We start from the raw sequence: 23,500 nt of genomic DNA on the forward strand, positions 1-23,500 counted from the left end.
TGGCTACATGATTCCCCGGACGGACGGAATCATATTGGTGGCACCTAAGAACATCACGTTCAAGATGCCACCGCACAACCGGCAGACATCGACCGAATCCTCGATGCCCACCGGAACCTTTTCGAGGAGTTCCGCTGCTAGTCGGGTCAGAGCCTATCGTCCGGCTCTAGCAGCACGTCGGCGTCAAAGCAGCTGTGGTCTCCGGTGTGGCACGCGCCGCCGACCTGATCGACCGTCAACAGCACGGTGTCGCCGTCGCAGTCCAACCGCACCGAGTGCACGCGCTGGGTGTGGCCCGACGTCGCGCCCTTGATCCACTGCTCGCCACGGGACCGCGAAAAGTAGGTGGCCTCACGGGTTTCCAGGGTGCGGGCCAACGCCTCGTCGTCCATCCAAGCGACCATCAACACGTCGCCGCTGCCCCGCTCCTGCACGACGGCGGTGAACAGCCCGTCGGCGCTGCGCTTGAGACGCGCCGCGATGTTCTCCTCCAGCATCATCGCACCGTGATCCCTTCCGCGGCCATCGCGGCCTTCACCTGCCCGATCGTCAGCTCGCGAAAGTGAAAGACGCTTGCCGCCAACACCGCATCAGCACCGGCTTGGACCGCGGGGGCGAAGTGGTCCACCGCACCGGCACCGCCGCTGGCGATCACCGGAACCGTGACCGCGGCGCGCACCGCGCGCAGCATCGACAAATCGAAACCGGCCTTGGTGCCGTCGGCGTCCATCGAGTTGAGCAGAATCTCACCCACGCCGAGGTCAGCACCGCGGGTCGCCCACTCGACGGCGTCGATGCCCGTGCCGCGACGGCCGCCGTGTGTGGTGACCTCCCAGCCCGACGGCGTGGGCGCCGAACCGGGCGGCACGGTGCGGGCATCGACGGATAACACGATGCATTGTGAGCCGAATTGCCTTGACATCTCCGCCAACACGTCGGGGCGGGCGATCGCGGCGGTGTTCACCGAAACCTTGTCCGCCCCGGCCCGCAACAGCACGTCAACGTCGGCCACGGCGCGCACGCCGCCGCCGACCGTCAGCGGGATGAACACCTGTTCGGCGGTGTGGCGCACCACGTCGAGCATCGTGGCGCGGCCGGACGAGGACGCGGTCACGTCGAGGAAGGTCAGCTCGTCGGCGCCTTCGGCGTCGTACGCCGCGGCGAGTTCGACGGGATCACCCGCGTCGCGCAGGTTCTCGAAATTGACCCCTTTGACGACCCGTCCGTCGTCGACGTCCAGGCACGGAATCACCCGCACGGCAAGGTCGGTTCCCGACTGCATCTCAGTAGTCCTCCGGTCGGCCGGCGCTGCGCACGATCTCGAGTATCTGCCCGTAGGCGCCGGGGGCCGCGGCCAGCACCAACCGCGATTCGGGTGTCCAGGGTTGGCCGTCCAAGTCGGTGACGGTGCCTCCTGCCGCCCGCACCAACGCGACTCCCGCTGCATGATCCCACACATGGCCACCGAAATGGACTGCGCCGGCAAGTATCCCGTCGGCGACATAGGCGAGGTCGATACCGGTCGACCCGTGCATGCGCAATCGTGAGCACACCGTGCTGAGTCTCTCTAGCACCGCGATCCGATAACGCCCCGGGAATCGCCCCCGGGAATCGGCATCGAACGTGCCGACCCCCATCAGACAGTCGGCCGGCGCGGTGTCGGTCAACGGCGGCTGGGCGACATCGTTTTTCACCAACGGACCACCGGCGACCGCCGTGTAGCGAGTGTCGGTAAACGGCGCCCAGGTCAGCCCGGCCACCGGCTCACCGTCGTGCAGCAGGCCGAGCAGTATCGCGGCCATCGGTGATCCGGCGGCGTAGTTAAGGGTGCCGTCGATGGGGTCCAGCACCCATACCCACGACGAATCGACCGGTGTGCCGCCGAATTCCTCGCCGTGCACCCCGATTCCGGTGACCGCTTCCAGCGCGGCTACGACCTGCCGTTCGATCGCCAGGTCGACCTGGGTGGCGAAGTCGTTGCCTTTCTTGCGAACTGCCGAGTCGGCGCGATGGCCGGCCACGAACGGCTCCACTGCTGCGTCGAGGATTGTCGACGCCTCGGCCAGCAGCGCGTGCAGATCCATTTGTCTACTGCCGTACCGCGTCCAGTGCCTGCGGCAACGTGAACCGCCCGGCGTAGAGCGCCTTGCCCACGATGGCGCCCTCGACGCCGCGGTCGGTGAGAGTCGCGATGGCGCGCAAGTCGTCCAGGCTGGATACGCCGCCCGAGGCGATCACCGGGGCGTCAGTGCGCTCGGCGACGCGGGCGAGCAGGTCGAGATTGGGACCGCCCAACGTGCCGTCCTTGGTGACGTCGGTGACGACGAACCGCGAACATCCTTCGCCGTCAAGGCGTTCCAGCACCTCCCACAGGTCGCCGCCATCGGTTTCCCAGCCGCGTCCGCGCAGCCGGTGCTGGCCGTCGATGATCTGCACGTCCAGGCCGACGGCGACCTTGTCGCCGTGCTCGGTGATCGCGCGCGCGCACCACTGCGGATCCTCCAGTGCCGCGGTGCCCAGGTTGACCCGGGCACAGCCGGTGGCCAGCGCGGCGGCCAGCGAATCGTCATCGCGGATCCCGCCGGACAGCTCCACGTTCACGTCGAGTTTGCCCACCACCTCGGCGAGCAGCTCGCGGTTGGACCCGCGGCCGAACGCGGCGTCCAGGTCCACCAGGTGGATCCAGTCGGTGCCGTCGCGCTGCCAGTTCAGCGCCGCGTCCAACGCCGAGCCGTACTCCGTTTCGCTGCCGGCCTTGCCCTGCACCAAACGCACGGCCCGACCCTCGACGACGTCGACAGCGGGTAACAAAATCAGTGGCATTTACAGTCCCTCAACCCAGTTGCTCAATACGGCCGCGCCGGCATCCCCACTCTTCTCCGGGTGGAATTGCGTGGCGGCCAGCGGCCCGTCCTCGACCGCCGCCAAAAACGGCACCTGATGGGTGGCCCACGTCAGCACGGCCTCCGGCGAGCCCTCCCACCGCTGCGCGGCGTAGGAATGCACGAAGTAAAACCGGGCGGACGCGTCCAGACCCTTGAAAAGTCCACTACCCAAGCCGGATTGGACGACGTTCCAGCCCATGTGCGGAATCACCGGGGCGTCCAGCCGGGTCACGGCGCCCGGCCACTGCCCGCAGCCCACCGTCTCCACCCCGAATTCCACGCCGCGGGCGAACAGGATCTGCATGCCGACACAAACCCCCAGCACCGGGCGCCCGGCGGCCACCCGCTCGGCGATGATCCGCTCCCCCGCGATCTTGCGCAAACCAGTCATGCACGCCTCGAAGGCACCGACACCGGGTACCACCAGCCCGTCGGCCGCTGCCGCCGCGCGCGCGTCGGCGGTGACCTCCACCGTCGCGCCGACCCGCTGCAGCGCACGCTGGGCAGACCGAAGATTTCCTGAGCCGTAGTCCAGCACCACGACCGATCGTGTTGTCACAAAACACCTTTGGTGGATGGCACACCCGATACGCGCGGGTCGGGTTCGACGGCCTGGCGTAACGCCCGCGCCACGGCCTTGTACTGCGCTTCGGTGATGTGGTGCGGGTCGCGCCCGTACAGCACCCGCACGTGCAGCGCGATGCGGCCGTTCATCGCCAGCGATTCGAATACGTGCCGGTTGATCACGGTGTGATAGGGCACCGAGTTCCCGGCGATCGTGGTGTGTTGCAGGTGATCCGGCTCGCCGCTGTGCACACAGTACGGCCGGCCCGACACGTCGACGGCGGCGTGGGCCAGCGTCTCGTCCATCGGAATGAAGGAGTCCCCGAACCGTCGGATGCCCTTCTTGTCGCCGAGTGCCTGCCCGAGCGCCTGCCCAAGGGCGATCGCGGTGTCTTCGATGGTGTGGTGTCCTTCGATCTCGACGTCACCCTTGGTCCGCACGGTCAGGTCGAAGCTGGCGTGACTGCCCAGTGCGTGCAGCATGTGATCGTAGAACGGCACGCCGGTGTCGACGTGCACCTGACCGGTGCCGTCAAGGTCCAGCTCGACGACGATGTCGGATTCCTTGGTGCGGCGCTCAATTCGCGCGCGACGAGTCGCAATCGTGGTCACGGGGCTCCTAACACATGGTCGCGACCCGCTTCACGCGGCTTCGCCGCGCTTGCGATCGCTCCTGCGGGGCTGGAATTGGCTGGGCCCAGCTCGGTGGCGGCGATCGGGGCGCTCGCCGCGAGAAACGCGTCGTTCTCGTCGCCAAGTCCGATGGTGGTGCGCAGGTAGCCGGGGATGCCGACGTCGCGGATCAAGACGCCGGCGTCCAGGTAACGCCGCCAGGCCGCGAGTGCGTCGGCGAACTCGCCGAACAGCACGAAGTTCGCGTCGCTGGGGATTACCCGGAAGCCCAAGCACGCCAAGGCCGTCATGACCCGTTCGCGTTCGGCGATCAGGGTGGCCACGCTGCCGAGGGTGTCGTCCGCGTGGCGCAGCGCGGCCCGGGCGGCGGCCTGGGTGATCGACGACAGGTGGTAGGGCAAGCGCACCAACAGCATCGCGTCGATCAGCGCCGGCGTGGCGACCAGATAGCCCAGCCTGCCGCCGGCGAACGCGAACGCCTTGCTCATGGTGCGGCTGACCACTAGCCGGGTCGGGTACTGCTCGATCAGCTCGACCGCGCTGGGCTGCGATGAGAACTCGCCGTACGCCTCGTCGACGATCAGGATGCCCGGCGTCACGTCGAGCAGTCGGCGCAGATCGCCCAGCGGAATGCTTTGTCCGGTCGGGTTATTCGGGCTGGTTACGAACACCACGTCGGGTTTGTGTTGGACGACTGCCGCGACGGCGGCGTCGACGTCGAGGCTGAAGTCGTCGGCGCGCGCAGCCGTCAACCATTCGGTGCGGGTGCAGTCGGAGATCAGCGGGTGCATCGAGTAGGACGGGACGAACCCGAGCGCGCTGCGCCCCGGCCCACCGAACGCCTGCAGCAACTGTTGCAAGATCTCGTTGGAACCATTGGCCGCCCAAACGTTTTCAACACCGAGCAAGGTGCCGGTTTGCGCGGTGAGATAACTCGCCAGATCGGTTCGCAAGGCCACCGCGTCGCGGTCGGGGTAGCGGTGCAGATCCCTGGCGGCCTCCCCTACCGACCGGACGACATCGTCGACCAGCGCCGCACTCGGGGGGTGCGGGTTCTCGTTGGTGTTCAGCCGCACCGGAACGACCAATTGCGGTGCGCCGTAAGGTGATTTGCCGCGCAGGTCGTCGCGCAGCGGCAGGTCGTCGAGGTTGACCTGTCGTTCGGATGCGGTCATCGTTCGAACCTCCGCCGTACCGCCTCGCCATGTGCGGGCAGGTCTTCGGCTTTCGCGAGTGTGACCACGTGTCCGGAGACATCTTTGAGTGCCGCCTCGGTGTAGTCGACGACGTGGATGCCGCGCAGGAATGTCTGTACCGACAGGCCGCTGGAGTGCCGGGCGCTGCCCGCGGTCGGCAGCACGTGGTTGGATCCGGCGCAGTAGTCGCCGAGGCTTACCGGCGACCAGGGGCCGACGAAAATGGCTCCGGCCGAACGTATTCGGCTGGCGACCTGGGGCGCGTCGGCGGTCTGGACCTCGAGGTGTTCGGCAGCATAGGCGTTGACGACTTTGACGCCGGCGTCGAGATCGTCAACCAGGATGATCGCCGATTGCGGACCACTGAGCGCCGCCGTCACCCGTTCGCGGTGAACCGTGGTCTGCAGCTGTGCCTCGACTTCGGCGTCGGTGGCCGCGGCCAGGTCCTCGCTCGCGGTCACCAGCACGCTGCCGGCCATCTCGTCGTGTTCGGCTTGGCTGATCAGGTCGGCGGCCACGTGCGCCGGGTCGGCGGTGTGGTCGGCGAGGATGGCGATCTCGGTCGGCCCGGCCTCGGCGTCGATGCCCACCAGCGAGCGGCACAACCGCTTGGCCGCCGTGACGTACACGTTGCCGGGTCCGGTGATCAGGTCGACCGGCGCAAGCTCCGCGCCGTCGGTGTCGACGCCGCCGTAGGCCAGCAATGCGACGGCCTGCGCGCCGCCGACAGCCCAGACCTCGTCGACTCCGAGCAGCCGGGCCGCCGCCAGGATCGTCGGATGCGGCAGCCCTTCGAGTTGGCCCTGGCAGCGGGCCTGCGGCGGGCTGGTCACCACCAGCGACTCCACCCCCGCGGCCTGCGCGGGCACGACATTCATCACGACGCTGGACGGATACACCGCGTTGCCGCCGGGCACGTAGAGGCCGACCCGCTCGACAGGCACCCACCGCTCGGTGACCGTCGCACCCGGCCCGAGCACCGTGGTGGTGTCGGTGCGGCGCTGATCGGCGTGCACCGCGCGGGTGCGCTCGATCATCACCTGCAGCGCGTCACGGACGTCGGCGTCCAGATCGTCCAGCGCGGCCTGCAAAGCCGCCTCGGGTACGCGGACGGCTGCGGGACGTACGCCGTCGAACGACGCTCCGTACTCCAGCGCCGCCTCGGCCCCGCGCTCGGCGACGGCCTGGACGATCGGGCGCACGTTTGACAACACCGTCTCCACATCGGCCCCGCCGCGCGGCAACGTCGCCCGCAGCCGAGCAGCCGTCAGCTCCGCGCCCCGCAGGTCGATGCGGGCCAGCACTGATGGGGATGTGGCAGTCACAACGTCCATTGTCCCACAGGAACTCAAATCAATATCCGACCGGTACAGTGCGCGTAATCAGACAACAGACGTTCCGCAAAGGGAGCCGCATGTCCACGAAGGATCACCCGAACAACGCCCCGGGCATCCCGATGGTGTATCCGACGTGGTTTGAGAACTTCCAGGTCAAATACGTCAACCCGGCGCTGAAGCCGATCGCGCGCTTCCTGCCCGGCACCGCCACGATCGAGCATCGCGGCCGCACGTCGGGCAAGCCGTACAAAACCATCGTGACCGCTTACCGCGACGGCAACGTGTTGGCGATCGCGCTGGGCCACGGCAAGACCGACTGGGTGAAGAACGTGCTGGCCGCCGGGCAGGCTGACCTGCACTTTGCCCGCAAGACCGTGCACATCACCAATCCCCGCATCCTGCCCGCCGGGTCCGACGGCACGGGCCTGCCGCGGCTGGTCCGCCTGCAGTTACGCCGCATGGCGGTGTTGGTCAGCGACATCGCCTGAGCTGGGGTGCCCGCCTCGCGGCGCTGAGTGCGCGCTCGCGGCGTTGAGCGCAGCAAGGGCGCTACACGCGGGTGAAGACGGTCTTGCCGGTCATCGTCGGCCACACCGTCGGCGCTTCCGCCCAGGGCACCACCTGGTCGACGGCGGGTGCCAGGTCGCATCCGCCGGCCAGCAAGTCCAGCACCTGCGGAATGGCAGACCGCGCGTTGACCCGCCCGGTGACGAACCTTACCCCGCGGGTGTACATCGGCAGTAGCGGCATCTCGACGACCGGCTGGTAGTAGATCCCGGTGTCGGTGCATACCCCGTCCGGCCAGGTCGCCCGCAGCGTGGCGGCCAGCAGCGCAGGATCGGCGGAGGTGTGCACGGTGAGCGGATACGGTTCCCACGACTTGTCGGGCTTGACCCGATCGTGGACCACCGCGCCGAGCTTTTCGGCGGCCGCCAGCCGGCGCACATCGTGGTCGACATAGTCGACGCGAGCCCCCAGCGCGGCCGCAAACGCCGCGGCATACAGCCCGATCGACAGCTTGCCGATCACCAGCACGCGGCGGTCGGCCGGATCGAGGGCGGCCAGCTCGGCCGCGTACGGCCCGACCGCCCGCCAGCCGTCGGGAATGTTGTCCGACAGTGAGGCAATCGCGTTGGGCGCCACGCCATCCGGGACGGCGACCAGCATCGCGTCGGCGTAGGGCACCAGCACCTCGTCCGACATGAAGCCCCCGCCGTTCAGCCCGGCCAGCGGGCCGAGACCGTACATCGCCATCAACGGCACCGAGCCACACGAGCCGGTCACGCCGCGGCGGCAGTGCGCGCAGCGACCGCAGCTGATCTGGAACGGCACTACCACCCAATCGCCGGGGCGGACGGTGTCGACGGCGTCGCCGACGGCCACGACCTCCGCCAACCCCTCATGCCCGACGGCATATCTCGGCGGCAGCGGGGCCTGACCCGCCGCGACCGCGATGTCGAGATCGCAACAGGCCACCATCAGCGGCCTGACCACGGCTTGTTCCGGTGCGGTGATTTCGGGCTCGGGGACATCGCGCCACGCGTAGCGCCCGGCTTCCTCGAAGCTCAGCTGCCGCATCTCGGGCAGCCCTACATATCCAGGCCGATATCGAGCACGCGCACCGAGTGAGTCAGCGCGCCGACGGCCAGGTAGTCGACTCCGGCGCCGGCATAATCCGCCGCGGTGTCCAGGCTGAGCCCGCCCGACGACTCCAGTAGTACGGCCGGCGCGCGGGAATCACGACGCTGCACGGCGATCTGGGTCTGCCACACGGGAAAATTGTCCAACAGGATCAACTCGGGCTTCTCCGGGAGTACCTCGTCGAGCTGCTCGAGGGAGTCGACCTCGACCTCGCACGCAAGATTGGGCGCGGCCTCGCGCACCGCCCGCAGCGCCTCGACGACCGAACCCGCGGCCGCGACGTGGTTGTCCTTGATCAACGCGGCATCACCCAGGCCGAGGCGGTGGTTGACGCCGCCGCCGACCCGCACCGCGTACTTCTGCAGGGCCCGCAGTCCGGGCAGCGTCTTGCGGGTGTCGCGAACCTGGGCCTTGGTGCCGCTGACGGCGTCCACCCAGGCCGCCGTCGCGGTGGCGATCCCCGACAGGTGGCAGATCAGGTTCAGCATCGTCCGCTCGGCGGTCAGCAGCCCACGGTTCTCCGCCCGCACGGTCAACACCGCCTGGCCCGCCTGGACGCGAGCACCGTCCTCGACGCGGTCGAGCACCTGGTAGCCGTCGGTGCCGAGCACCTCGTCGAGCACCAGCAGCCCGACATCCAACCCGGCGATCACGCCCGCCTCCCGGGGCACCAGCGCCGCTGTCGCCACACCGGCGGGCACGGTCGCGAGCGTGGTGACGTCGGGCCCGTAGCGCAGATCTTCGTCCAGACCCCGGCGGACGACGTCTTGAGCGACGGCGAGTTCGGCGGCGGACAACGTCATCAGGACACCGCCGCCAAGTCTTCGGCGTATATCGTGTCGGCCGAGCGGACCATGATGCTGCGCGCCTTTTCCGGCGCAGCGGCCGGGTAGTCCGCCCGGTGATGGCAGCCCCGGCTTTCATCGCGGGCCAACGCCGCGGCCACCACGGCGCGGGCGGTCAGCGTCAACGCCACGTCCTCGAAATCGCGACGACCCTCGACGGTGCGAATTCGCGCCCGCGACAGCGTCTCTGACAGCCGCTGCAACCCGGCGGCATCGCGTACCACCGACGCATCCCGAGTCATTGCGGTCTGCAGTTCGCGGCGCTTCGACGCGGTGTGGGCGATCGGCTCGGGCGCGGCCGCGAGCACCCGGCCCGCCGCCAGCGCATGCGTCGCCGCGGCCTTGCCGGCGCGGCCACCTACCACCAGGCCTTCCAGCAAGCTGTTGGACGCCAAGCGATTCGCGCCGTGCATACCGGTGCGGGCCACCTCGCCCGCGGCGAACAGCCCGGGCAACTCGGTCTGACCGTGCACGTCGGTGACCACGCCGCCGCAGCTGTAATGGGCGCCCGGAACGACCGGGATGGGTTGGCGCACCGGGTCGACGCCGGCGGCCCGGCACGCGTCGGTGACGTTGGGGAATCGGGCCTCAAAGCCGTCGATGCCGCGCGCGTCGAGGAAGACGCATTCGTCGCCGGTAGCCCTCAGTCGCGCGTCGATGGCCCCCGCCACGACATCGCGGGGCGCCAGGTCACCCATCGGGTGAACGCCTGCGGTGACCGAATTGCCTTGCCGGTCAATCAATACCGCGCCCTCGCCGCGGATCGCCTCGGTGATCAGCGGCCGGCGATTCCCGGCCCGCGGGCCGGGACTGGCACTGTACAACATGGTGGGGTGGAACTGGATGAACTCGAGATCGCACACCGCGACGCCGGCCCACAACGCCAAGGCGATTCCGTCGCCGGTGGATCCGTCGGGGTTGGTGGTCGCGCTGTAGAGATGCCCGAGGCCGCCGGACGCCAGGATCACCGCAGGCGCGCTGACGACCCCGATACCGTCGGGATTGCCCACAGCCACCCCGGTCACCGCCGTACCGTCGTGCAGCACGCGCAGCGCCACGTGGCTACCGCGGATGTCGAGCGTCCGGGCGGCGTGGTCGAGCGCTCGCTGGACCTCGGCCCCCGTCGCGTCACCACCGGCGTGCACGATCCGCCGTCGCGAGTGCCCGCCCTCGCGGGTCAGCGCCCACTGGCCCGGCACCGATTCGTCGAATCGCGCTCCGTCGCCGACCAATTCGCTGACCGCGCGGTAACCGTCGGCGACGATCGAGTACACCGCATCGGGGTCACACATGCCCGCGCCCGCGGCCAGGGTGTCGGCGACGTGAGCCTCGACGGAGTCGTCGTTGTCCGGCAGCACGACCGCGATCCCGCCCTGCGCGTAATGCGTCGCGGTGACCGCGTAAGTTTCGTCGGCCTTGCTGAGAACCACGACCTTGCGCCCGGCACGATGGGCAGCCAGCGCGGCGGCCAATCCCCCGACACCCGTGCCGATCACGACGACGTCGGCGCTATCGGTCCATGTGGGACGGGTCATCATTCGCCGCCGCCCGGCTGGCCGATTTCGATCATGCGCTGCACGCTGCGCCGGCCCGCGGCCGCGACTTCCGGATCGACGTGCACCTCGTCGGCGCCATCGACCAGGCAGCGCAGCAGCGCGGCGGGGGTGATCATCTTCATGTATTTGCAGGAGGCGCGGTCGTTGACCGCGCGGAAATCGACTTCCGGTGCGGCCCGGCGCAATTGGTGCAGCATGCCGACCTCGGTGGCGACCAGGACCTTGCGCGCCCGCGTCTCATGTGCCGCGTCGAGCATGCCGCCGGTGGACAGGATCTTCACCCGCTCGGCCGGGAACGCTCCCTCACCGGCGAGGTACAACGCCGAAGTGGCACAACCACACTCGGGGTGCACATACAGGTCGGCGTCGGGGTTGGCGCGTGCCTGCTCGGTGAGCTCGTCGCCGTTGATCCCGGCGTGCACGTGGCATTCACCGGCCCACACGTGGATGTTCTTGCGGCCGGTCACCCGGCGGACGTGGGCGCCAAGGAATTGGTCCGGGCAGAACAGCACCTCGCGATCGGGGTCGATCGACTCGACCACCTCGACCGCGTTGGACGAGGTGCAGCAGATGTCGGTGAGCGCCTTGACGGCCGCGGTGGTGTTGACGTAGGAGACGACGACTGCGCCGGGGTGCTCGTCCTTCCAGGCGCGCAGCTCGTCGGGTGTGATCGAATCGGCCAGCGAGCAACCGGCCCGCTGATCCGGGATCAGCACCGTCTTCGAGGGGCTCAGAATCTTGGCCGTCTCGGCCATGAAGTGCACGGCGCAGAACACGATGGTGTCCTCCGCCGCTTCGGCGGCGATCCGCGACAGCGCGAGCGAGTCCCCGACGTGGTCGGCGGCGTCCTGGATGGCTGGCAGCTGGTAGTTGTGCGCGAGCACGGTGGCGCCGCGCAACTTCGCCAGACGGCGAATCTCGTTGGCCCACTGCTCATCACCTTCGACGCCGCCGTACCCGGTCGGGGAATTGGCGATTCTGGCAATCAGGTCTTCGGTGAGCGTGTCCATGCGATTCATGACCGTCACGGCGACTCCATTCGACTCAGGAGGTTTTCGACTTATAATCGAAAACATGCCCAATGGTAGCACCGCCCATGAAGTGCTCGCGGTCGTGTTCCAGGTTCGGCAGGCCACCGAGCAGGTTAAGGGAGCCTCCCGAAAGGGAAAACCGCAGCTTAACGTGCTGTTATGGCAGCGTGCGCGCGATCCGCAACGCGGCTCGTGGTCGCTGCCCGGTGGGCGACTGCGCAGCGACGAGGACATGACCACGTCGGTGCGCCGACAGCTGGCCGAGAAGGTGGATTTGCGCGAGTTGGCCCACCTGGAACAACTGGCAGTTTTCTCCGATCCAGGCCGCGTGCCGGGGGCGCGGGTGATCGCCTCGACGTTCCTGGGCCTGGTGCCCTCCCCCGCCACCCCGGAGCTGCCGCTGGACACCCGCTGGCACCCGGTGAGTGATCTGCCTCCGATGGCGTTCGATCACGGCCCGATGGTGACGCACGCGCATACCCGGCTGATCGCCAAGATGTCCTACACGAATATCGGATTCGCCTTGGCACCAAAGGAATTCGCACTGTCCACGCTGCGCGACATCTATAGCGCGACGCTGGGTCATCAAGTGGATGCGACGAATCTGCAGCGGGTATTGGCCCGACGGGGCGTGATCACGCAAACCGGTACCATCGCGCAGTCGGGTCGCAGCGGCGGGCGACCGGCGGCTTTGTACCACTTCACCGACGCCGCGCTGCGGGTAACCGACGAGTTCGCCGCGCTTCGGCCGCCGGGCCAGCCTTGACCGCATCACCGCGCCGGTGGAGCGAGAAGTAACGCATATCCTGGCCATTACGTTTTGGTTACCGCCAGTTCATGCGGGAAAATGCTCGGTGGCCTAGAAGGGATCGGCGAATTGGTTGAACTCGGCAATTTGGCAGGCACCGACGGTGCGGAATGGATCGGTCGGCCGCCACACGAGGAGTTGCGGCCCAAAGCGCGCCCGCTGCTGCCCTCAGACGACCCGTTCTACCAGCCGCCTCCCGGCTTCCAGCACGCCGAGCCCGGCACGGTGCTGCGTTCTCGCGACGTCGAATTGGCGTTCCTCGGCCTGGTTCCGCAATCGGTTTCGGCGATCCAGCTGCTCTACCGGACTACGGACATGAACGGCGCCCCGGAGGCCTGCGTCACCACGGTGCTCATCCCCACGGAACGTGTCGTCGGGCAGAACTGTCCGCTGCTGTCTTATCAGTGCGCGATCGACGCCATGTCGTCGCGCTGCTTTCCGTCCTATGCGCTGCGCAGGAGGGCTAAGGCCCTCGGCTCAATCGCCCAGCTGGAGCTCTTCCTGGTGGCCGCCGCCCTCGCCGAAGGCTGGGCGGTCTCGGTTCCCGACCATGAAGGCCTGCTGGGCATGTGGGGTGCACCTTACGAGCCCGGCTACCGCATCCTCGACGGCATACGGGCCGCCCTCAGCTCGACACGCGTCGCGTTGTCGCCGTCGGCGCCGGTCGGGCTGTGGGGTTACTCGGGGGGCGGGCTGGCCAGCGCCTGGGCCGCCGAAATGTGCGCCGACTACGCGCCAGAGCTGGACATCGTCGGGGCGGTGCTGGGTTCCCCCGTCGGCGACCTCGGTCACACCTTCCGACGGCTCAACGGTGGCTTCCTGGCGGGCTTACCCGCGATGGTGGTCGCCGCTCTCGCCCACGTCTATCCCGACCTGAACCGGGTGATCACCGAGCACACCAACGACGAGGGACGCACCCTGCTGGACCGGCTCGAAGACATGACGACGGTCGAGGCCGTGGTGCGGATGGCCGGTAAGAACATGGGCGACTACCTCGACGAACCGCTCGAGGACATCTTGTCGTCACCCGAGGTGACACACGTCTTCGACAGCATCAAGCTCGGTGTCGCGACACCGGCACCACCGGTCCTGATCGTGCAGGCCGTGCACGACTACCTGATCGACGTCCACGACATCGATGCGCTGGCCGACGCCTATTCGGCCGGCGGCGCCAGCGTCACCTACCACCGCGACGCGTTCAACGAGCACATGCTCCTGCACCCACTGTCCGCGCCGATGACGCTGCGCTGGCTCACCGACCGCTTTGCGCGCCGGCCGCTCAACGACCACCTGATCCGGACCGTCTGGCCCACCATGTTCAACCCGATGACCTATGCCGGCATGATGCGGCTGGGCGTCATCGCGGCCAGGGTGCTGACCGGCCGCAGGTTTCGCCGCCGTCCGCTGTGAGACGCCGCTACGAGACGGACGCTTCCGGCTCCATCGGGAACGCGTGCGACGGCCGATCGGTAAGCCCCGAACTGCCCAGGTCGTCATGGGCGCTTCCGGCGGCCAGCAGGGCATAGACCAGGGCGGCGATCGCGGCGGGCCACAACAGCGTCGTGGCGATCTGCAGCGGCCCGGGCCCGAAGAACACCGGCGGCGCCTGCACGACGTAGGACACCGCGGGGCTGCCGAGCACCGGCACCTTGTCGACGTCCAGCGCGCCGTAGCGCAGCACGGCCAGCGCGGCACCGACTCCGGAGGCCACGCCGGCGGCGCCCACCATGCCGATCGTCAGCCCGACGACCATGCCCGGGCCCCGCAGCCGGGGCCATTGCCAAACCAGCACCGGCGCCACGACCGCCAGCACCGTCAGCAGGCCCAGCATCAGGCTCGGCACGTCGAAGAAATGCTGGGACTCGGTGCCCAGGTATTCGTGCACCCGCTCGCCGGAACGAGTCATCGCCACCACCAGATGAATCGGCGGGGCCATCCACGCCCACAGGCCGCCGACCAGCACTCCGGTCGCCGAGAGTCCCAGTGCGGCAAGGAGAATCGCGCGCGGCCGGGATAGGGCGACGCGAGCGGCGGGCACCCAGGGCTCGGTCACCGCTGCGTCTCCAGATCCGCCGAGTCCACCTCACCGTGCCGCGAACAGCGCGCCCGCCAGCCGTCGGGGCGAACCTGAACGATCATCCGGCGTCCGCATTCGGCGCAGAAGCGCGGGGGTTCAAGACCGAGCTGAGCCGCGGTGGGCACCGTCGTACCCCCCAATTCCCCGGTGTAGACGTTGTAGACGCCCGCGCTGACCGGAGCGCCCAGATCGCCAACCACAAGACCCAATCTAGCCACTACAAGGTGGCGTTCAGCGCCTTGATCGGCATCTGCAGATCGTCGAGCAGTTCCAGATCGGACTCGGCGGGACGGCCGAGGGTGGTCAGGTAGTTCCCGACGATCACGGCGTTGATGCCGCCCAGGATGCCCTGCTTGGCGCCGAGGTCGCCTAGGGTGATCTCGCGGCCACCGGCGAAGCGCAGCATCGTGCGTGGCAACGCCAGCCGGAACGCGGCCACCGACTTCAGCGCTTCGCTGACGGGCATCACCTCGAGGTCGCCGAACGGCGTGCCGGGCCGCGGGTTGAGGAAATTCAGCGGCACCTCGTCGGGGTCGAGCTCGGCGAGGTCGGCGGCGAATTCCGCCCGCTGCTCCAGCGTCTCTCCCATGCCGAGGATGCCGCCGCAGCACACCTCCATACCCGCGTCGCGCACCATCGTCAGCGTCTGCCAGCGCTCTTCCCACGTGTGCGTGGTGACGACGTTGGTGAAGAACGACCGCGCGGTCTCCAGATTGTGGTTGTAGCGGTGCACGCCCATCGCGGCGAGCTCGGAGACCTGCCCGGCGCTCAGCATGCCCAGCGAGCAGGCGACGTTGATCTCGACCTCGTTACGGATCGCCTCAATACCGGCCGCGACCTGGGACATCAGCCGCTTGTCCGGACCACGCACCGCGGCCACGATGCAGAACTCGGTGGCACCCGACTTCGCGGTCTGCTTGGCGGCCTCGACCAGGCTCGGAATGTCCAGCCAGGCGCTGCGCACCGGCGAGGCGAACAGCCCGGACTGCGAACAAAAGTGGCAGTCCTCGGGGCAGCCGCCAGTCTTGAGGCTGATGATGCCCTCGACCTCGACCTCGGGGCCACACCAGCGCATCCGCACCTCGTGGGCCAGCGCCAGCAGCTCCTCGAGCCGCTCGTCGGGCAGCTGCAGCACCGCGAGGACCTGGTCCCGGCTCAATCCCTCGCCGCCGTCGAGCACCTGCTGGCGGGCTATCGCCAGGATGTCTGCGCCATCGCCGGCTTCGGTGGTGGGTCGAGTTGCCGCTTGAGTCACCAAGTACTCCCCTGCATCTTTATCGCGTCCGCGTCTGCGGTCACATCCGCCACTTCGTCGTGGCAGGCTGAACGAAACGGTGTTCAAAGTAGGGTAACGGCCCTAGTAGACCGAGACCGCCGGGGTATACGACCACCATGACGACTCCGCATGTCGAGTACGTGGCACACCACTGGATTGTGTTGGCCGCGCCGGCGTTCCTACCTGCCGTGATCGTCGTCGCCGTGATCCTCTACGTCGCTTTGCGCGACCGCCGCGCCGGCCCGACAGACGATGCCCACCAGCAAAGTGACACACCGGACAAATCGGGTGATTGACCGCCCAGCAATCGCGGCATTACCCCTTGGATCGAGTGAACTTACCTGCCGGTAACAAGTGATCTCTCCCGGGACGTCCCGGCGTAGTAGGGAGGACATGACACTCATGACAACGGTGTCGGACATGCCCACGGGGCTACCGCTACTCGCAGAGCCGTCGGCCCACGGCGCCGGACTCAATCAGATGATCGGGCTCTCGGTTGCCGCAATGGTCATCACGCTGGTCATGTTGTGGGTGGGCTATTCGCACCGCACGCGTCGCATCACGTGGCTGACCCGCGTCGCCGACAAACTCGGCGAGAAATTCCATCGCCCCAATTGGGTGGCGCTGCCGGTGATTGTCTTCACGACGTCGATCATCTGCGCCCTGTTCGGCTTCATCTGGGACGTCAGTTGGCACATCGATAACGGCCGCGATCCCGGGCCGTTGGCCAACCCGGCGCACTACTTCATCATCATCGGCCTGTTCGGCGTGCTCCTGGCCGGCGTGATCGCGATGGTCATCCCGCACGATAAGCCCGGCCCAGCGGCGGTCCGCATCACCCGCACCTGGTACGCGCCGGTCGGCGGCGTGCTGATGGCAGGCTGTGGGCTCTACGCGATGATCGGCTTCCCGCTCGACGACATCTGGCACCGGATCTTCGGGCAAGACGTCACCCTTTGGGGTCCAACGCATTTGATGATGATCGGCGGCGCCTGCTTTTCGCTGTTCGCGGTGCTGATGCTGGAGCGCGAAGGTGAGGTACAGCAGGCGGCCGAGGCCGCGCACGGCGCGTTCATCACCTTCCTGCGCTACCTGTCCTTCGGCGGAATGTTCATCGGCCTGTCCGTCTACCAGATCGAATACGACTTCGGCGTCGAGCAATTCCGCCTGGTGTTGCAGCCGATGATGATCGCCTTCGCGTCCGCACTGGCGGCCGTCGCCGCCCGCGTCACGATGGGCCGCGGCGCGGCCATCATCGCGTCGTTGTTCGCGATCGCGCTGCGCGGTGGGGTCGCGGTGCTGGTAGGGCCCATCCTGGGCGCACCGATCAACTGGTTCCCGCTGTACCTGGGCCCGGCCGTGGTGGTCGAACTGGTCGCGCTCACGCAAGTATTCAAGCGCCCCATCGTTTTTGGTGCCGTCGCCGGACTTGGCGTGGCGACGGTCGGGCTGTGGCTGGAGTCGCTGTGGATCGGGACGGTCTACCACTACCCGTGGCCGGTCAGCATGTGGGGCGAGGCCCTGGCCATGTCGGTGCCGGTGGGGGTGCTCGCCGGAATGTGCGGCGCACTGTTCGGCATGGTGCTGACCGGGCAGCGGCTGCCGCGGCGCGTGATCAGCATCTCGGTGGTCGTAGCGACCGTCGTGGTGATCGGCGGCGCGGTGGCCAACGGCCTGCACATCGTGGTGCCGCAGCAGGGCAAGGCGGCGATCACGCTGACCGAGCTGCCCAGTGCGCCCGGCCAGCGGATGGTGTCCGCCGATGTGCAGCTGACGCCGGCCGACGCGGTTGGCGCGCAGCCGGATTGGCTGACGATTCTGTCCTGGCAGGGCCGGATGGAAAACCAGCGCGGCCTGGTGATCGACCGGCTGGAGAAGGTCGGGCCCGGCCACTACCGGTCCACCCAGCCGGTTCCGGTCTGGGGATCGTGGAAGACGCTGCTGCGGATTCAGGACGGCTACACGATGACGGGCGTGCCGATCTGCGAACCGGCCGACGACGCCATTCCCGCGGCCGAGGTGCCCGCCCTGTCATCGATCGATCGGCCGTTCGTGCACGAGATCACCATCCTGCAGCGCGAACGCGACCAGAACGCTCCCGGCTGGCTCTACAACGCCGGGTCGGTCGTCGTGCTGATCCTGACGCTGATGGTCATCGCCGGCCTGGCGTGGGGCGCGGGCCGCATCAACAACGCGCTGTCCGAGCCGGAGCCGGTTGCCGAAAAGCAGCCACTACCGCGGGCGGCGTGAGCCGATGACGTTGCGCGGCACGCTTATTGCGGCGTGGGTGACGGTGCCGATGTGCGGCTTGATGGGGTGCGCCGGCCCGTCGGGCCAGGCTCCCCCCGGGGCCCTGAACATCGAAGTCACCATTGCTCACGGCCAGGTCACCCCGTCGAACGCGGTGCTGCAGGCGAAGGTCAAGCAGGATATCGTCTTGCAAGTCGCCAGCGACGCGACCGATGAGCTGCACGTGCACTCTGTGCCCGACCACAAGTTCCCGGTCGCGGCTCAACCCAACCAGGCATTCCGCTTCAACGTCGAGGTCCCGGGCAACGTCGAAGTGGAACTCCACCATCTGGACCGGACGATAGCGACGATTCAAGTCGAGCCGTGACGGTGCTGCTGGCGCATGGCCTGGGCGGATCGAGCGATCTTCCGGTTCCGTACGCATTCGCGATGGTAGGTGCCGCGTGGGCGTTGACATTCACGTTCGCGTTGGTGGCCTTCGCCTGGCGGCGGCCGCGGTTCGACCCGGACGCGCCCGGCCACCCGTTGCCGGCCTGGGTGACGACGCTGGTCGACGCGCGGGCGACGCGCTGGACGGTCGCCGGCGTTGCCCTGGCGTTCGCGGTGTGGGTGGTGCTGGCCGGGGTGTTCGGCCCGCAAACGCAGGTCAACGGTCTGTTGGGGACGTTCTACGTGCTGCTGTGGGTCGGGCCGGTCGCGCTGTCGCTGGCCTTCGGGCCGGTGTGGCGCGTGATCTCCCCGATCCGAACGGTGTACCTGCTGCTGCGGCGCGTGGTGCCGGAGCGGCTGAGCCGGGCGCGGCTGCGCTACCCGCAAAGCTGGGGATACCGTCCGGGCGCGGTGGGACTATTCGCGTTCGTGTGGCTGGAACTGGCCAGCCCCAATTCGGCCTCGCTGCCCTGGGTGCGGGGCTGGTTGCTGGTGTACACGGTGGTGCTGCTGGGCGGGGCGTGGCTGTGCGGGCAGGGCTGGCTGGCCAGGGCCTACCCGTTCGGGGTGTACAGCATGGCGGTGTCGCGGCTGTCCCCGTTTCGGCGTTCGACGGCGACCGGGCAGATCGTGATCGGCAACCCGTTCGACCATCTGCCTTCGCTGCCGGTGCGACCCGGGGTGGTCGTGATGCTGGCGGTGCTGCTCGGGTCGACGGCGTTCGACAGCTACTCGTCGTCGCCGACCTGGCGCAATTTCGCCGACGAGGTCTCCAGGTCCGCCCACAATGTGCCGTCGACGCTGACGTCGTCGGTGCTGCGGACGGCCGGGCTGGTGGTCTTCATTACTGTTGTCGCACTGAGCTTTTCGCTTGCGGCCCGGGCGACCGGCGGGGTGGATCGCGAGCAGCGGCGCGCCCTGCCCGGCCAGCTGGCACACTCGCTGATCCCGATCGTGGTGGGCTACATCTTCGCCCACTACCTGTCCTACCTGGTGGAGCGTGGACAGCAGGCCGTGATCGCGCTGGCCGATCCGTTCGGGCGGGGCTGGAATCTGCTGGGACTGGCGCATTTTCACGTGGCCTACGTGTTGTCTCAGCATCCGCCGGTGCTGGCCGGAATCAAGGTGGCGTGCGTGGTGATCGGGCACACCGTCGCGGTGATCGCGGCGCATGACCGCGCGCTGCGGCTGTTGCCCGCCGGTCATCAGCTCACCGGGCAGCTCACCATGATGCTGGTGATGGTCGGTTACACGTTCACCGGGCTCTACCTGCTCTTCGGCGGCTAGAGCGGGTGCTCGACCCGCTTGTTGCCGTCCCAGCGGCGCAGACCCGCGAAGCGGCCCTCGATCTGCGATGGCCGGCCCGCGATGCGCAGCGCCCGGCCCAGCTGCGCGCCGCTGACCCGGCGCGCCAGCGTGACGTGCGCGGTCCACTGGCCGGGCAGGCTGTTGGCCATCGGCGCGGGTGCCAGGTGCGGGCCGCACAACCGGTGCACCTCGGCGTGCAGGTCGAGCAGCTCGGCGCTCGGAACCAGCAGCCGGGCGAACACGGCGCTGGTGCGCCCGAACAGCACGGGCGCGCCGATCAGGGCGCTCAGCGGAAGCCGCGCGGCCACCGGACGCAGCAGCTCGTCGACATCGGCCGAAATCCTCTCCGCGACCGCCAGTGTGACGTGCGGACGGCTGGCCGGGGCCTGGCTGGGGATCCCCCCGCCGGCCAGTTCCTCCCAGATTCGGCGGACCGCGGCCTCGGTGTCGCGGTCGAAGACCAGCTCGAGCGAATGGACCATCAGCGCACCAGCGCGGTCACCCAGTCACGGTCGAACGCCGCAGCGCTCATCGTCGCGAAGTCGTCGACGGCCATCGCGCCGGCCCCGGCGGGCAGCGCGGCCCGCACCGGCGCCAGCCGGCCCAGGGCGGACCGGTTCGACGTCTCCACCGCTCCGGGCTGGGACGGCCAGCTGCCGATCACCACGCCGGCGCACAAAAGCCCGTGTCCAGCAAGTGATTCCAGAGTCAGCGCAGTGTGGTTCAAGGTGCCCAGTTCGGCGGTGACGGTGATCAGCACCGGCGCGCCCAGGTCGACGGCGAGGTCGCGCAGCGTGACGCCGGCGGCGCCGAGCTCGACCAGCAGTCCGCCGGCGCCCTCGACCAGGGTGAGCCGGCCCGGGCGGTCCAGGTCCCGGATGAGCGCCAGCATCTGCTCGCGGGTGGGCAGCGGCATGCCGGCCTGCTCGGCCGCCGCGACGGGCGCCAGCGGTTGCGGATAGCGGGCCAGCCCGGCGGTTTCGGTCACGCCGGACAACCGGGTGACCTCGGCGAGGTCGTCGTCGCCGGAGTCGGTGCCGGTCTGCGCGGGCTTGCACACCGCGACCTCGATCCCGGCCTGACGGGCGTGACACGCCAACGCCGCGACGGTGACCGTCTTGCCCACCCCCGTACCGGTACCGGTGACGGCCAGGACGGTCAACGGCGCGCCGCGGCAAGAACATCGGTGAGCACCCGGCGCGCGACCTGAAGCTCGGCGGCATCGAGCGACGCGCGCGCGGTCAGCCGCAGTCGCGACGTACCGGCGGGCACGGTCGGTGGCCGGAAGCACCCGACCCGCACACCGGCGTCCAGGCAGGCCGTCGCGGCGGCCACCGCCACCTCCGGGTCGCCCAGGATCACCGACACCACCGCCGACTGCGGCTCCTCAGGCACGCCGCAGATGTCGGCCAGCTCGCTGGCGTACCGCAGCACCGCCTCGGGCCGCCACGCCTCGGTACGCAGCACCTGCAGCGCGGCCATCGCGGCACCGACAGCGGCCGGGGCCAGGCCGGTGTCGAAGATGAACGGGCGGGCCGCGTCGATCAGGTGGGCGCGCACCTCGGGAGGCCCCAGCACCATGCCGCCCTGGCTGCCCAGCGCCTTGGACAGGGTGGTGGTCATCACGATGTCGGGCGCACCGGCGAGCCCGAGTTCGTACATCAGTCCGCGCCCGCCACCGCGCACCCCGAGCCCGTGTGCCTCGTCGACGATCAGCAGCGCCCGGTGGCGCCGGCACACGTCGTGCAGCTCGCGCAGCGGGGCCAGCACGCCGTCGGCGCTGAAGACCGATTCGGTGATGACGACCGCCCGCTCCTCGTCGCGGGCGCTCAGGGCCGCGTCGACCGCGTCGACGTCCAGGTGCGGCGTCACCACCACCCGCGCGCGCGACAGTCGGCAGGCGTCCACCAGCGACGCGTGCGAACGCTCCTCCGAAACCAGCAGCGAGCCCGGGCCGGACAAGCCGACGACGCTGCCGAGATTGGCGGTGTATCCGGAGGAGAACAGCAACCCGGCGGCAGCACCGACATAATCGGCGAGCTCGGTCTCGAACTGCTCGTGCAGTTCGGTGTTGCCGGTGACCAGGCGCGAACCGGTGGCACCCGCACCCCAGACCCGCAGCGCCGCGACACCGCCGTCGATCACGTCGGGATGCTGCGACAGACCGAGGTAGTCGTTGGATGCCAGGTCCAGCTCGGTGGCCACGGCCGCGCGCGGGCGCAGCGAACGGCGCAGCCCGGCCGCGCGGCGCTGCTGTTCCACCGCCTCCAGCCAGGCCAGCGGGGAAACCTCGATCGGTGCCTTCATCGCCGTTCAGCCTACGAGCCTGGCGACCTCGACCATCGCCGAGGTGATCTGCACGATCTCGTCGGGCCCGCAGATGTAGGGCGGCATCGCGTAGACGAGGTTGCGGAACGGGCGTAGCCAGATGCCGTGGTCCAGCGCCGCCGGGGTGGCCACGGCCAGATCGACCGGCGCGGCGCATTCGATCACACCGATGGCGCCGCGCACCCGCACGTCGGCCACGCCGGGCAGGGCGCGCGCCGGCTCTAGTCCCCGGGTCAGCCCGGCGGCGATCTCGGCGACCCGCGACCGCCAGTCCTGGCCCAGCAGCACCTCCACGCTGGCCATTGACACCGCGCAGGCCAGCGGGTTGGCCATGAAGGTGGGGCCGTGCATCAGCGCACCGGCCTCACCGGAGCTGATGGTGTGCGCGATGTCGGTGGTGCACAACGTCGCGGCGAGGCTGAGATATCCGCCGGTCAGCGCCTTGCCGACGCACATGATGTCCGGGCTGACGCCGGCGTGGTCGGCGGCGAACAACTCGCCGGTGCGGCCGAACCCGGTGGCGATCTCGTCGAAGATCAACAGCACGTCGTGGCGGCGGCAGATGTCACGCAGGTCGCGCAGGTAGCGGGGGTCGTGGAAGCGCATGCCGCCGGCGCCCTGGACGACGGGCTCGACGACGACGGCCGCGAGCTCGGCCGCGTGTTCGGCCAGTTGCTCCTCGAACACCGCGCTGTAGGCGGCGTCGTAGTCGCGGGGCACCTGAGAGGCGAACACCTGCCGGGCCAGGATGTCGGTCCACAGCGAATGCATGCCGCCGTCGGGGTCGCAGACGCTCATCGGTGTGAAGGTGTCGCCGTGGTAGCCGCCGCGCCACGTCATCAGTCGGTGCTTGGCGGGCCGCCCGCGGCTGCGCCAGTACTGCAGCGCCATTTTGACCGCGACCTCCACCGATACCGACCCGGAATCGCTGAAGAACACCGTTTCCAGGCCGGCCGGGGTGATCTCCACCAGCAGCTGGGCCAGCCGGGCGGCCGGTTCGTGGGTCAGCCCGCCGAACATCACATGGTTCATCGATCTCAGCTGCGCCGCCAGCGCTTCGTCCAGCACGGGGTGGCCGTGCCCGTGGATCGCGGTCCACCACGAACTCATCGCGTCCAGCACATCGATCGGCTTGCCGTCTCTGACCAGCGTCAACCAGGCGCCGCGGGCCCCGACGGCGACCACGGGCAGGACGGCTTCGCTGCCGATCGTGCTGTAGGGATGCCAAAGATGCGCGGCGTCGATCGCGCTGATTTGCTCGGGCGTCAACCCCGATCTCGCCGCAGGCATAGAGACCGAGCGTAAAGCAGCCGGCTCGCACAAAAGCCGGCCATCG

At 68.9% G+C, this 23,500-nt stretch carries 26 protein-coding genes; 7 read left to right on the top strand and 19 right to left on the bottom strand.

Going from position 1 to position 23,500, the window contains the following annotated elements; all coding sequences use genetic code 11:
• Positions 1-146 precede the first annotated feature (146 nt).
• From hisI to hisD, 8 genes are read right to left on the bottom strand one after another with little or no spacing between them, the layout of a single operon-like run.
• On the bottom strand, positions 147-500 hold the full coding sequence (hisI, locus tag G6N54_RS05280) for a phosphoribosyl-AMP cyclohydrolase (RefSeq protein ID WP_163788865.1): 354 nt from the start codon (positions 498-500) through the stop codon (positions 147-149).
• Positions 497-1,282: an imidazole glycerol phosphate synthase subunit HisF gene (gene hisF, locus G6N54_RS05285; RefSeq protein ID WP_163788866.1), complete on the bottom strand. Its 786-nt coding sequence runs from the start codon at positions 1,280-1,282 to the stop codon at positions 497-499. Before hisF ends, hisI begins: the two co-directional genes overlap by 4 nt.
• Before the next feature lies 1 nt (position 1,283).
• Positions 1,284-2,084, bottom strand: a complete 801-nt coding sequence (locus tag G6N54_RS05290) for an inositol monophosphatase family protein (RefSeq protein WP_163788867.1) — start codon at positions 2,082-2,084, stop codon at positions 1,284-1,286.
• 4 nt (positions 2,085-2,088) lie between these two features.
• Positions 2,089-2,823 (bottom strand): bifunctional 1-(5-phosphoribosyl)-5-((5-phosphoribosylamino)methylideneamino)imidazole-4-carboxamide isomerase/phosphoribosylanthranilate isomerase PriA, encoded by a 735-nt coding sequence (gene priA, locus G6N54_RS05295; protein WP_163788868.1) that lies wholly within the window; start codon positions 2,821-2,823, stop codon positions 2,089-2,091.
• Entirely contained in the window at positions 2,824-3,444 is a 621-nt protein-coding gene (hisH, locus tag G6N54_RS05300; protein ID WP_163788869.1) for an imidazole glycerol phosphate synthase subunit HisH, read from the bottom strand.
• Positions 3,441-4,061 (bottom strand): imidazoleglycerol-phosphate dehydratase HisB, encoded by a 621-nt coding sequence (hisB, locus tag G6N54_RS05305; RefSeq protein WP_163788870.1) that lies wholly within the window; start codon positions 4,059-4,061, stop codon positions 3,441-3,443. The genes hisH and hisB overlap by 4 nt, the downstream gene beginning before the upstream one ends.
• A complete protein-coding gene (locus G6N54_RS05310) occupies positions 4,058-5,257 on the bottom strand; it encodes a histidinol-phosphate transaminase (protein WP_163788871.1) in 1,200 nt (399 codons plus the stop codon). The genes hisB and G6N54_RS05310 overlap by 4 nt, the downstream gene beginning before the upstream one ends.
• Positions 5,254-6,582, bottom strand: a complete 1,329-nt coding sequence (hisD, locus tag G6N54_RS05315) for a histidinol dehydrogenase (protein WP_163794527.1) — start codon at positions 6,580-6,582, stop codon at positions 5,254-5,256. Before hisD ends, G6N54_RS05310 begins: the two co-directional genes overlap by 4 nt.
• 110 nt (positions 6,583-6,692) lie before the next feature.
• Here hisD and G6N54_RS05320 point away from each other — a divergent pair, with 110 nt between their 5' ends.
• Positions 6,693-7,103, top strand: coding sequence for a nitroreductase family deazaflavin-dependent oxidoreductase (locus tag G6N54_RS05320; protein ID WP_163788872.1), 411 nt, complete (start codon positions 6,693-6,695; stop codon positions 7,101-7,103).
• A gap of 61 nt (positions 7,104-7,164) precedes the next feature.
• On the opposite strand, the gene G6N54_RS05325 is transcribed toward G6N54_RS05320, so the two are convergent.
• Genes G6N54_RS05325 through nadA form a run of 4 tightly spaced genes read right to left on the bottom strand, consistent with a single transcriptional unit; the run spans position 7,165 to position 11,685 of the window.
• Positions 7,165-8,193 carry an alcohol dehydrogenase catalytic domain-containing protein gene (locus G6N54_RS05325; RefSeq protein ID WP_163788873.1) on the bottom strand — a complete coding sequence of 343 codons (1,029 nt, stop codon included), beginning with the start codon at positions 8,191-8,193 and terminating at the stop codon, positions 7,165-7,167.
• A gap of 11 nt (positions 8,194-8,204) precedes the next feature.
• The gene (nadC, locus tag G6N54_RS05330) at positions 8,205-9,059 is read right to left on the bottom strand and encodes a carboxylating nicotinate-nucleotide diphosphorylase (protein ID WP_163788874.1); all 855 of its coding nucleotides are present in this window, start codon (positions 9,057-9,059) and stop codon (positions 8,205-8,207) included.
• Positions 9,059-10,636, bottom strand: coding sequence for an L-aspartate oxidase (locus G6N54_RS05335; protein ID WP_372513308.1), 1,578 nt, complete (start codon positions 10,634-10,636; stop codon positions 9,059-9,061). The genes nadC and G6N54_RS05335 overlap by 1 nt, the downstream gene beginning before the upstream one ends.
• On the bottom strand, positions 10,636-11,685 hold the full coding sequence (nadA, locus tag G6N54_RS05340; protein ID WP_163788876.1) for a quinolinate synthase NadA: 1,050 nt from the start codon (positions 11,683-11,685) through the stop codon (positions 10,636-10,638). The genes G6N54_RS05335 and nadA overlap by 1 nt, the downstream gene beginning before the upstream one ends.
• A 46-nt stretch (positions 11,686-11,731) precedes the next feature.
• On the opposite strand from nadA, the gene G6N54_RS05345 reads away from it, so the two are divergent.
• Positions 11,732-12,454 carry an NUDIX hydrolase gene (locus tag G6N54_RS05345; protein WP_163788877.1) on the top strand — a complete coding sequence of 241 codons (723 nt, stop codon included), beginning with the start codon at positions 11,732-11,734 and terminating at the stop codon, positions 12,452-12,454.
• 111 nt (positions 12,455-12,565) lie between these two features.
• A complete protein-coding gene (locus G6N54_RS05350; protein WP_163794528.1) occupies positions 12,566-13,906 on the top strand; it encodes a lipase family protein in 1,341 nt (446 codons plus the stop codon).
• A 7-nt stretch (positions 13,907-13,913) separates the two neighbouring features.
• Here the strand turns inward: G6N54_RS05350 and G6N54_RS05355 are convergent, their stop codons facing one another.
• Genes G6N54_RS05355 through bioB form a run of 3 tightly spaced genes read right to left on the bottom strand, consistent with a single transcriptional unit; the run spans position 13,914 to position 15,828 of the window.
• A complete protein-coding gene (locus G6N54_RS05355) occupies positions 13,914-14,549 on the bottom strand; it encodes a DUF2567 domain-containing protein (protein WP_372513309.1) in 636 nt (211 codons plus the stop codon).
• The gene (gene bsaP, locus G6N54_RS05360; RefSeq protein ID WP_096291074.1) at positions 14,546-14,773 is read right to left on the bottom strand and encodes a biotin synthase auxiliary protein BsaP; all 228 of its coding nucleotides are present in this window, start codon (positions 14,771-14,773) and stop codon (positions 14,546-14,548) included. Before bsaP ends, G6N54_RS05355 begins: the two co-directional genes overlap by 4 nt.
• 17 nt (positions 14,774-14,790) lie before the next feature.
• Positions 14,791-15,828, bottom strand: coding sequence for a biotin synthase BioB (gene bioB, locus G6N54_RS05365; protein WP_163788878.1), 1,038 nt, complete (start codon positions 15,826-15,828; stop codon positions 14,791-14,793).
• 137 nt (positions 15,829-15,965) lie between these two features.
• On the opposite strand from bioB, the gene G6N54_RS05370 reads away from it, so the two are divergent.
• The 4 genes from G6N54_RS05370 (at position 15,966) to G6N54_RS05385 (ending at position 19,815) form a co-directional block, all read left to right on the top strand.
• On the top strand, positions 15,966-16,145 hold the full coding sequence (locus tag G6N54_RS05370) for a hypothetical protein (protein WP_163788879.1): 180 nt from the start codon (positions 15,966-15,968) through the stop codon (positions 16,143-16,145).
• A gap of 124 nt (positions 16,146-16,269) precedes the next feature.
• Positions 16,270-18,099: a hypothetical protein gene (locus G6N54_RS05375; protein WP_163794530.1), complete on the top strand. Its 1,830-nt coding sequence runs from the start codon at positions 16,270-16,272 to the stop codon at positions 18,097-18,099.
• Between the two features lie 4 nt (positions 18,100-18,103).
• A complete protein-coding gene (locus G6N54_RS05380; RefSeq protein WP_163788880.1) occupies positions 18,104-18,466 on the top strand; it encodes a hypothetical protein in 363 nt (120 codons plus the stop codon).
• Positions 18,463-19,815 (top strand): hypothetical protein, encoded by a 1,353-nt coding sequence (locus tag G6N54_RS05385; protein WP_163788881.1) that lies wholly within the window; start codon positions 18,463-18,465, stop codon positions 19,813-19,815. Before G6N54_RS05380 ends, G6N54_RS05385 begins: the two co-directional genes overlap by 4 nt.
• Here G6N54_RS05385 and G6N54_RS05390 read toward each other — a convergent pair.
• Genes G6N54_RS05390 through G6N54_RS05405 form a run of 4 tightly spaced genes read right to left on the bottom strand, consistent with a single transcriptional unit; the run spans position 19,812 to position 23,454 of the window.
• On the bottom strand, positions 19,812-20,318 hold the full coding sequence (locus G6N54_RS05390) for a 2'-5' RNA ligase family protein (protein WP_163788882.1): 507 nt from the start codon (positions 20,316-20,318) through the stop codon (positions 19,812-19,814). The two genes, G6N54_RS05385 and G6N54_RS05390, sit on opposite strands and share 4 nt — an antisense overlap.
• On the bottom strand, positions 20,318-20,998 hold the full coding sequence (gene bioD / locus G6N54_RS05395) for a dethiobiotin synthase (protein ID WP_163788883.1): 681 nt from the start codon (positions 20,996-20,998) through the stop codon (positions 20,318-20,320). The genes G6N54_RS05390 and bioD overlap by 1 nt, the downstream gene beginning before the upstream one ends.
• Positions 20,995-22,143 carry an 8-amino-7-oxononanoate synthase gene (locus G6N54_RS05400; protein ID WP_163788884.1) on the bottom strand — a complete coding sequence of 383 codons (1,149 nt, stop codon included), beginning with the start codon at positions 22,141-22,143 and terminating at the stop codon, positions 20,995-20,997. The genes bioD and G6N54_RS05400 overlap by 4 nt, the downstream gene beginning before the upstream one ends.
• Positions 22,144-22,149: 6 nt before the next feature.
• Positions 22,150-23,454 carry an adenosylmethionine--8-amino-7-oxononanoate transaminase gene (locus G6N54_RS05405; RefSeq protein ID WP_163788885.1) on the bottom strand — a complete coding sequence of 435 codons (1,305 nt, stop codon included), beginning with the start codon at positions 23,452-23,454 and terminating at the stop codon, positions 22,150-22,152.
• Positions 23,455-23,500 lie beyond the last annotated feature (46 nt).

This window comes from Mycobacterium stomatepiae, from assembly GCF_010731715.1.
GTDB classification, from domain to species: domain Bacteria; phylum Actinomycetota; class Actinomycetes; order Mycobacteriales; family Mycobacteriaceae; genus Mycobacterium; species Mycobacterium stomatepiae.

Coding starts and splice junctions, on each gene's coding strand:
- hisF (WP_163788866.1), bottom strand. CDS start 1,282: ATGCAGTCGGGAACCGACCTTGCCGTGCGGGTGATTCCGTGCCTGGAC.
- G6N54_RS05320 (WP_163788872.1), top strand. CDS start 6,693: ATGTCCACGAAGGATCACCCGAACAACGCCCCGGGCATCCCGATGGTG.
- G6N54_RS05310 (WP_163788871.1), bottom strand. CDS start 5,257: ATGACCGCATCCGAACGACAGGTCAACCTCGACGACCTGCCGCTGCGC.
- priA (WP_163788868.1), bottom strand. CDS start 2,823: ATGCCACTGATTTTGTTACCCGCTGTCGACGTCGTCGAGGGTCGGGCC.
- G6N54_RS05290 (WP_163788867.1), bottom strand. CDS start 2,084: ATGGATCTGCACGCGCTGCTGGCCGAGGCGTCGACAATCCTCGACGCA.
- hisI (WP_163788865.1), bottom strand. CDS start 500: ATGATGCTGGAGGAGAACATCGCGGCGCGTCTCAAGCGCAGCGCCGAC.
- nadC (WP_163788874.1), bottom strand. CDS start 9,059: ATGACGTTGTCCGCCGCCGAACTCGCCGTCGCTCAAGACGTCGTCCGC.
- G6N54_RS05405 (WP_163788885.1), bottom strand. CDS start 23,454: ATGCCTGCGGCGAGATCGGGGTTGACGCCCGAGCAAATCAGCGCGATC.
- G6N54_RS05345 (WP_163788877.1), top strand. CDS start 11,732: ATGCCCAATGGTAGCACCGCCCATGAAGTGCTCGCGGTCGTGTTCCAG.
- G6N54_RS05400 (WP_163788884.1), bottom strand. CDS start 22,143: ATGAAGGCACCGATCGAGGTTTCCCCGCTGGCCTGGCTGGAGGCGGTG.
- G6N54_RS05375 (WP_163794530.1), top strand. CDS start 16,270: ATGCCCACGGGGCTACCGCTACTCGCAGAGCCGTCGGCCCACGGCGCC.
- G6N54_RS05335 (WP_372513308.1), bottom strand. CDS start 10,636: ATGACCCGTCCCACATGGACCGATAGCGCCGACGTCGTCGTGATCGGC.
- G6N54_RS05390 (WP_163788882.1), bottom strand. CDS start 20,318: ATGGTCCATTCGCTCGAGCTGGTCTTCGACCGCGACACCGAGGCCGCG.
- G6N54_RS05370 (WP_163788879.1), top strand. CDS start 15,966: ATGACGACTCCGCATGTCGAGTACGTGGCACACCACTGGATTGTGTTG.
- G6N54_RS05380 (WP_163788880.1), top strand. CDS start 18,104: ATGACGTTGCGCGGCACGCTTATTGCGGCGTGGGTGACGGTGCCGATG.
- G6N54_RS05325 (WP_163788873.1), bottom strand. CDS start 8,193: ATGCGGCAGCTGAGCTTCGAGGAAGCCGGGCGCTACGCGTGGCGCGAT.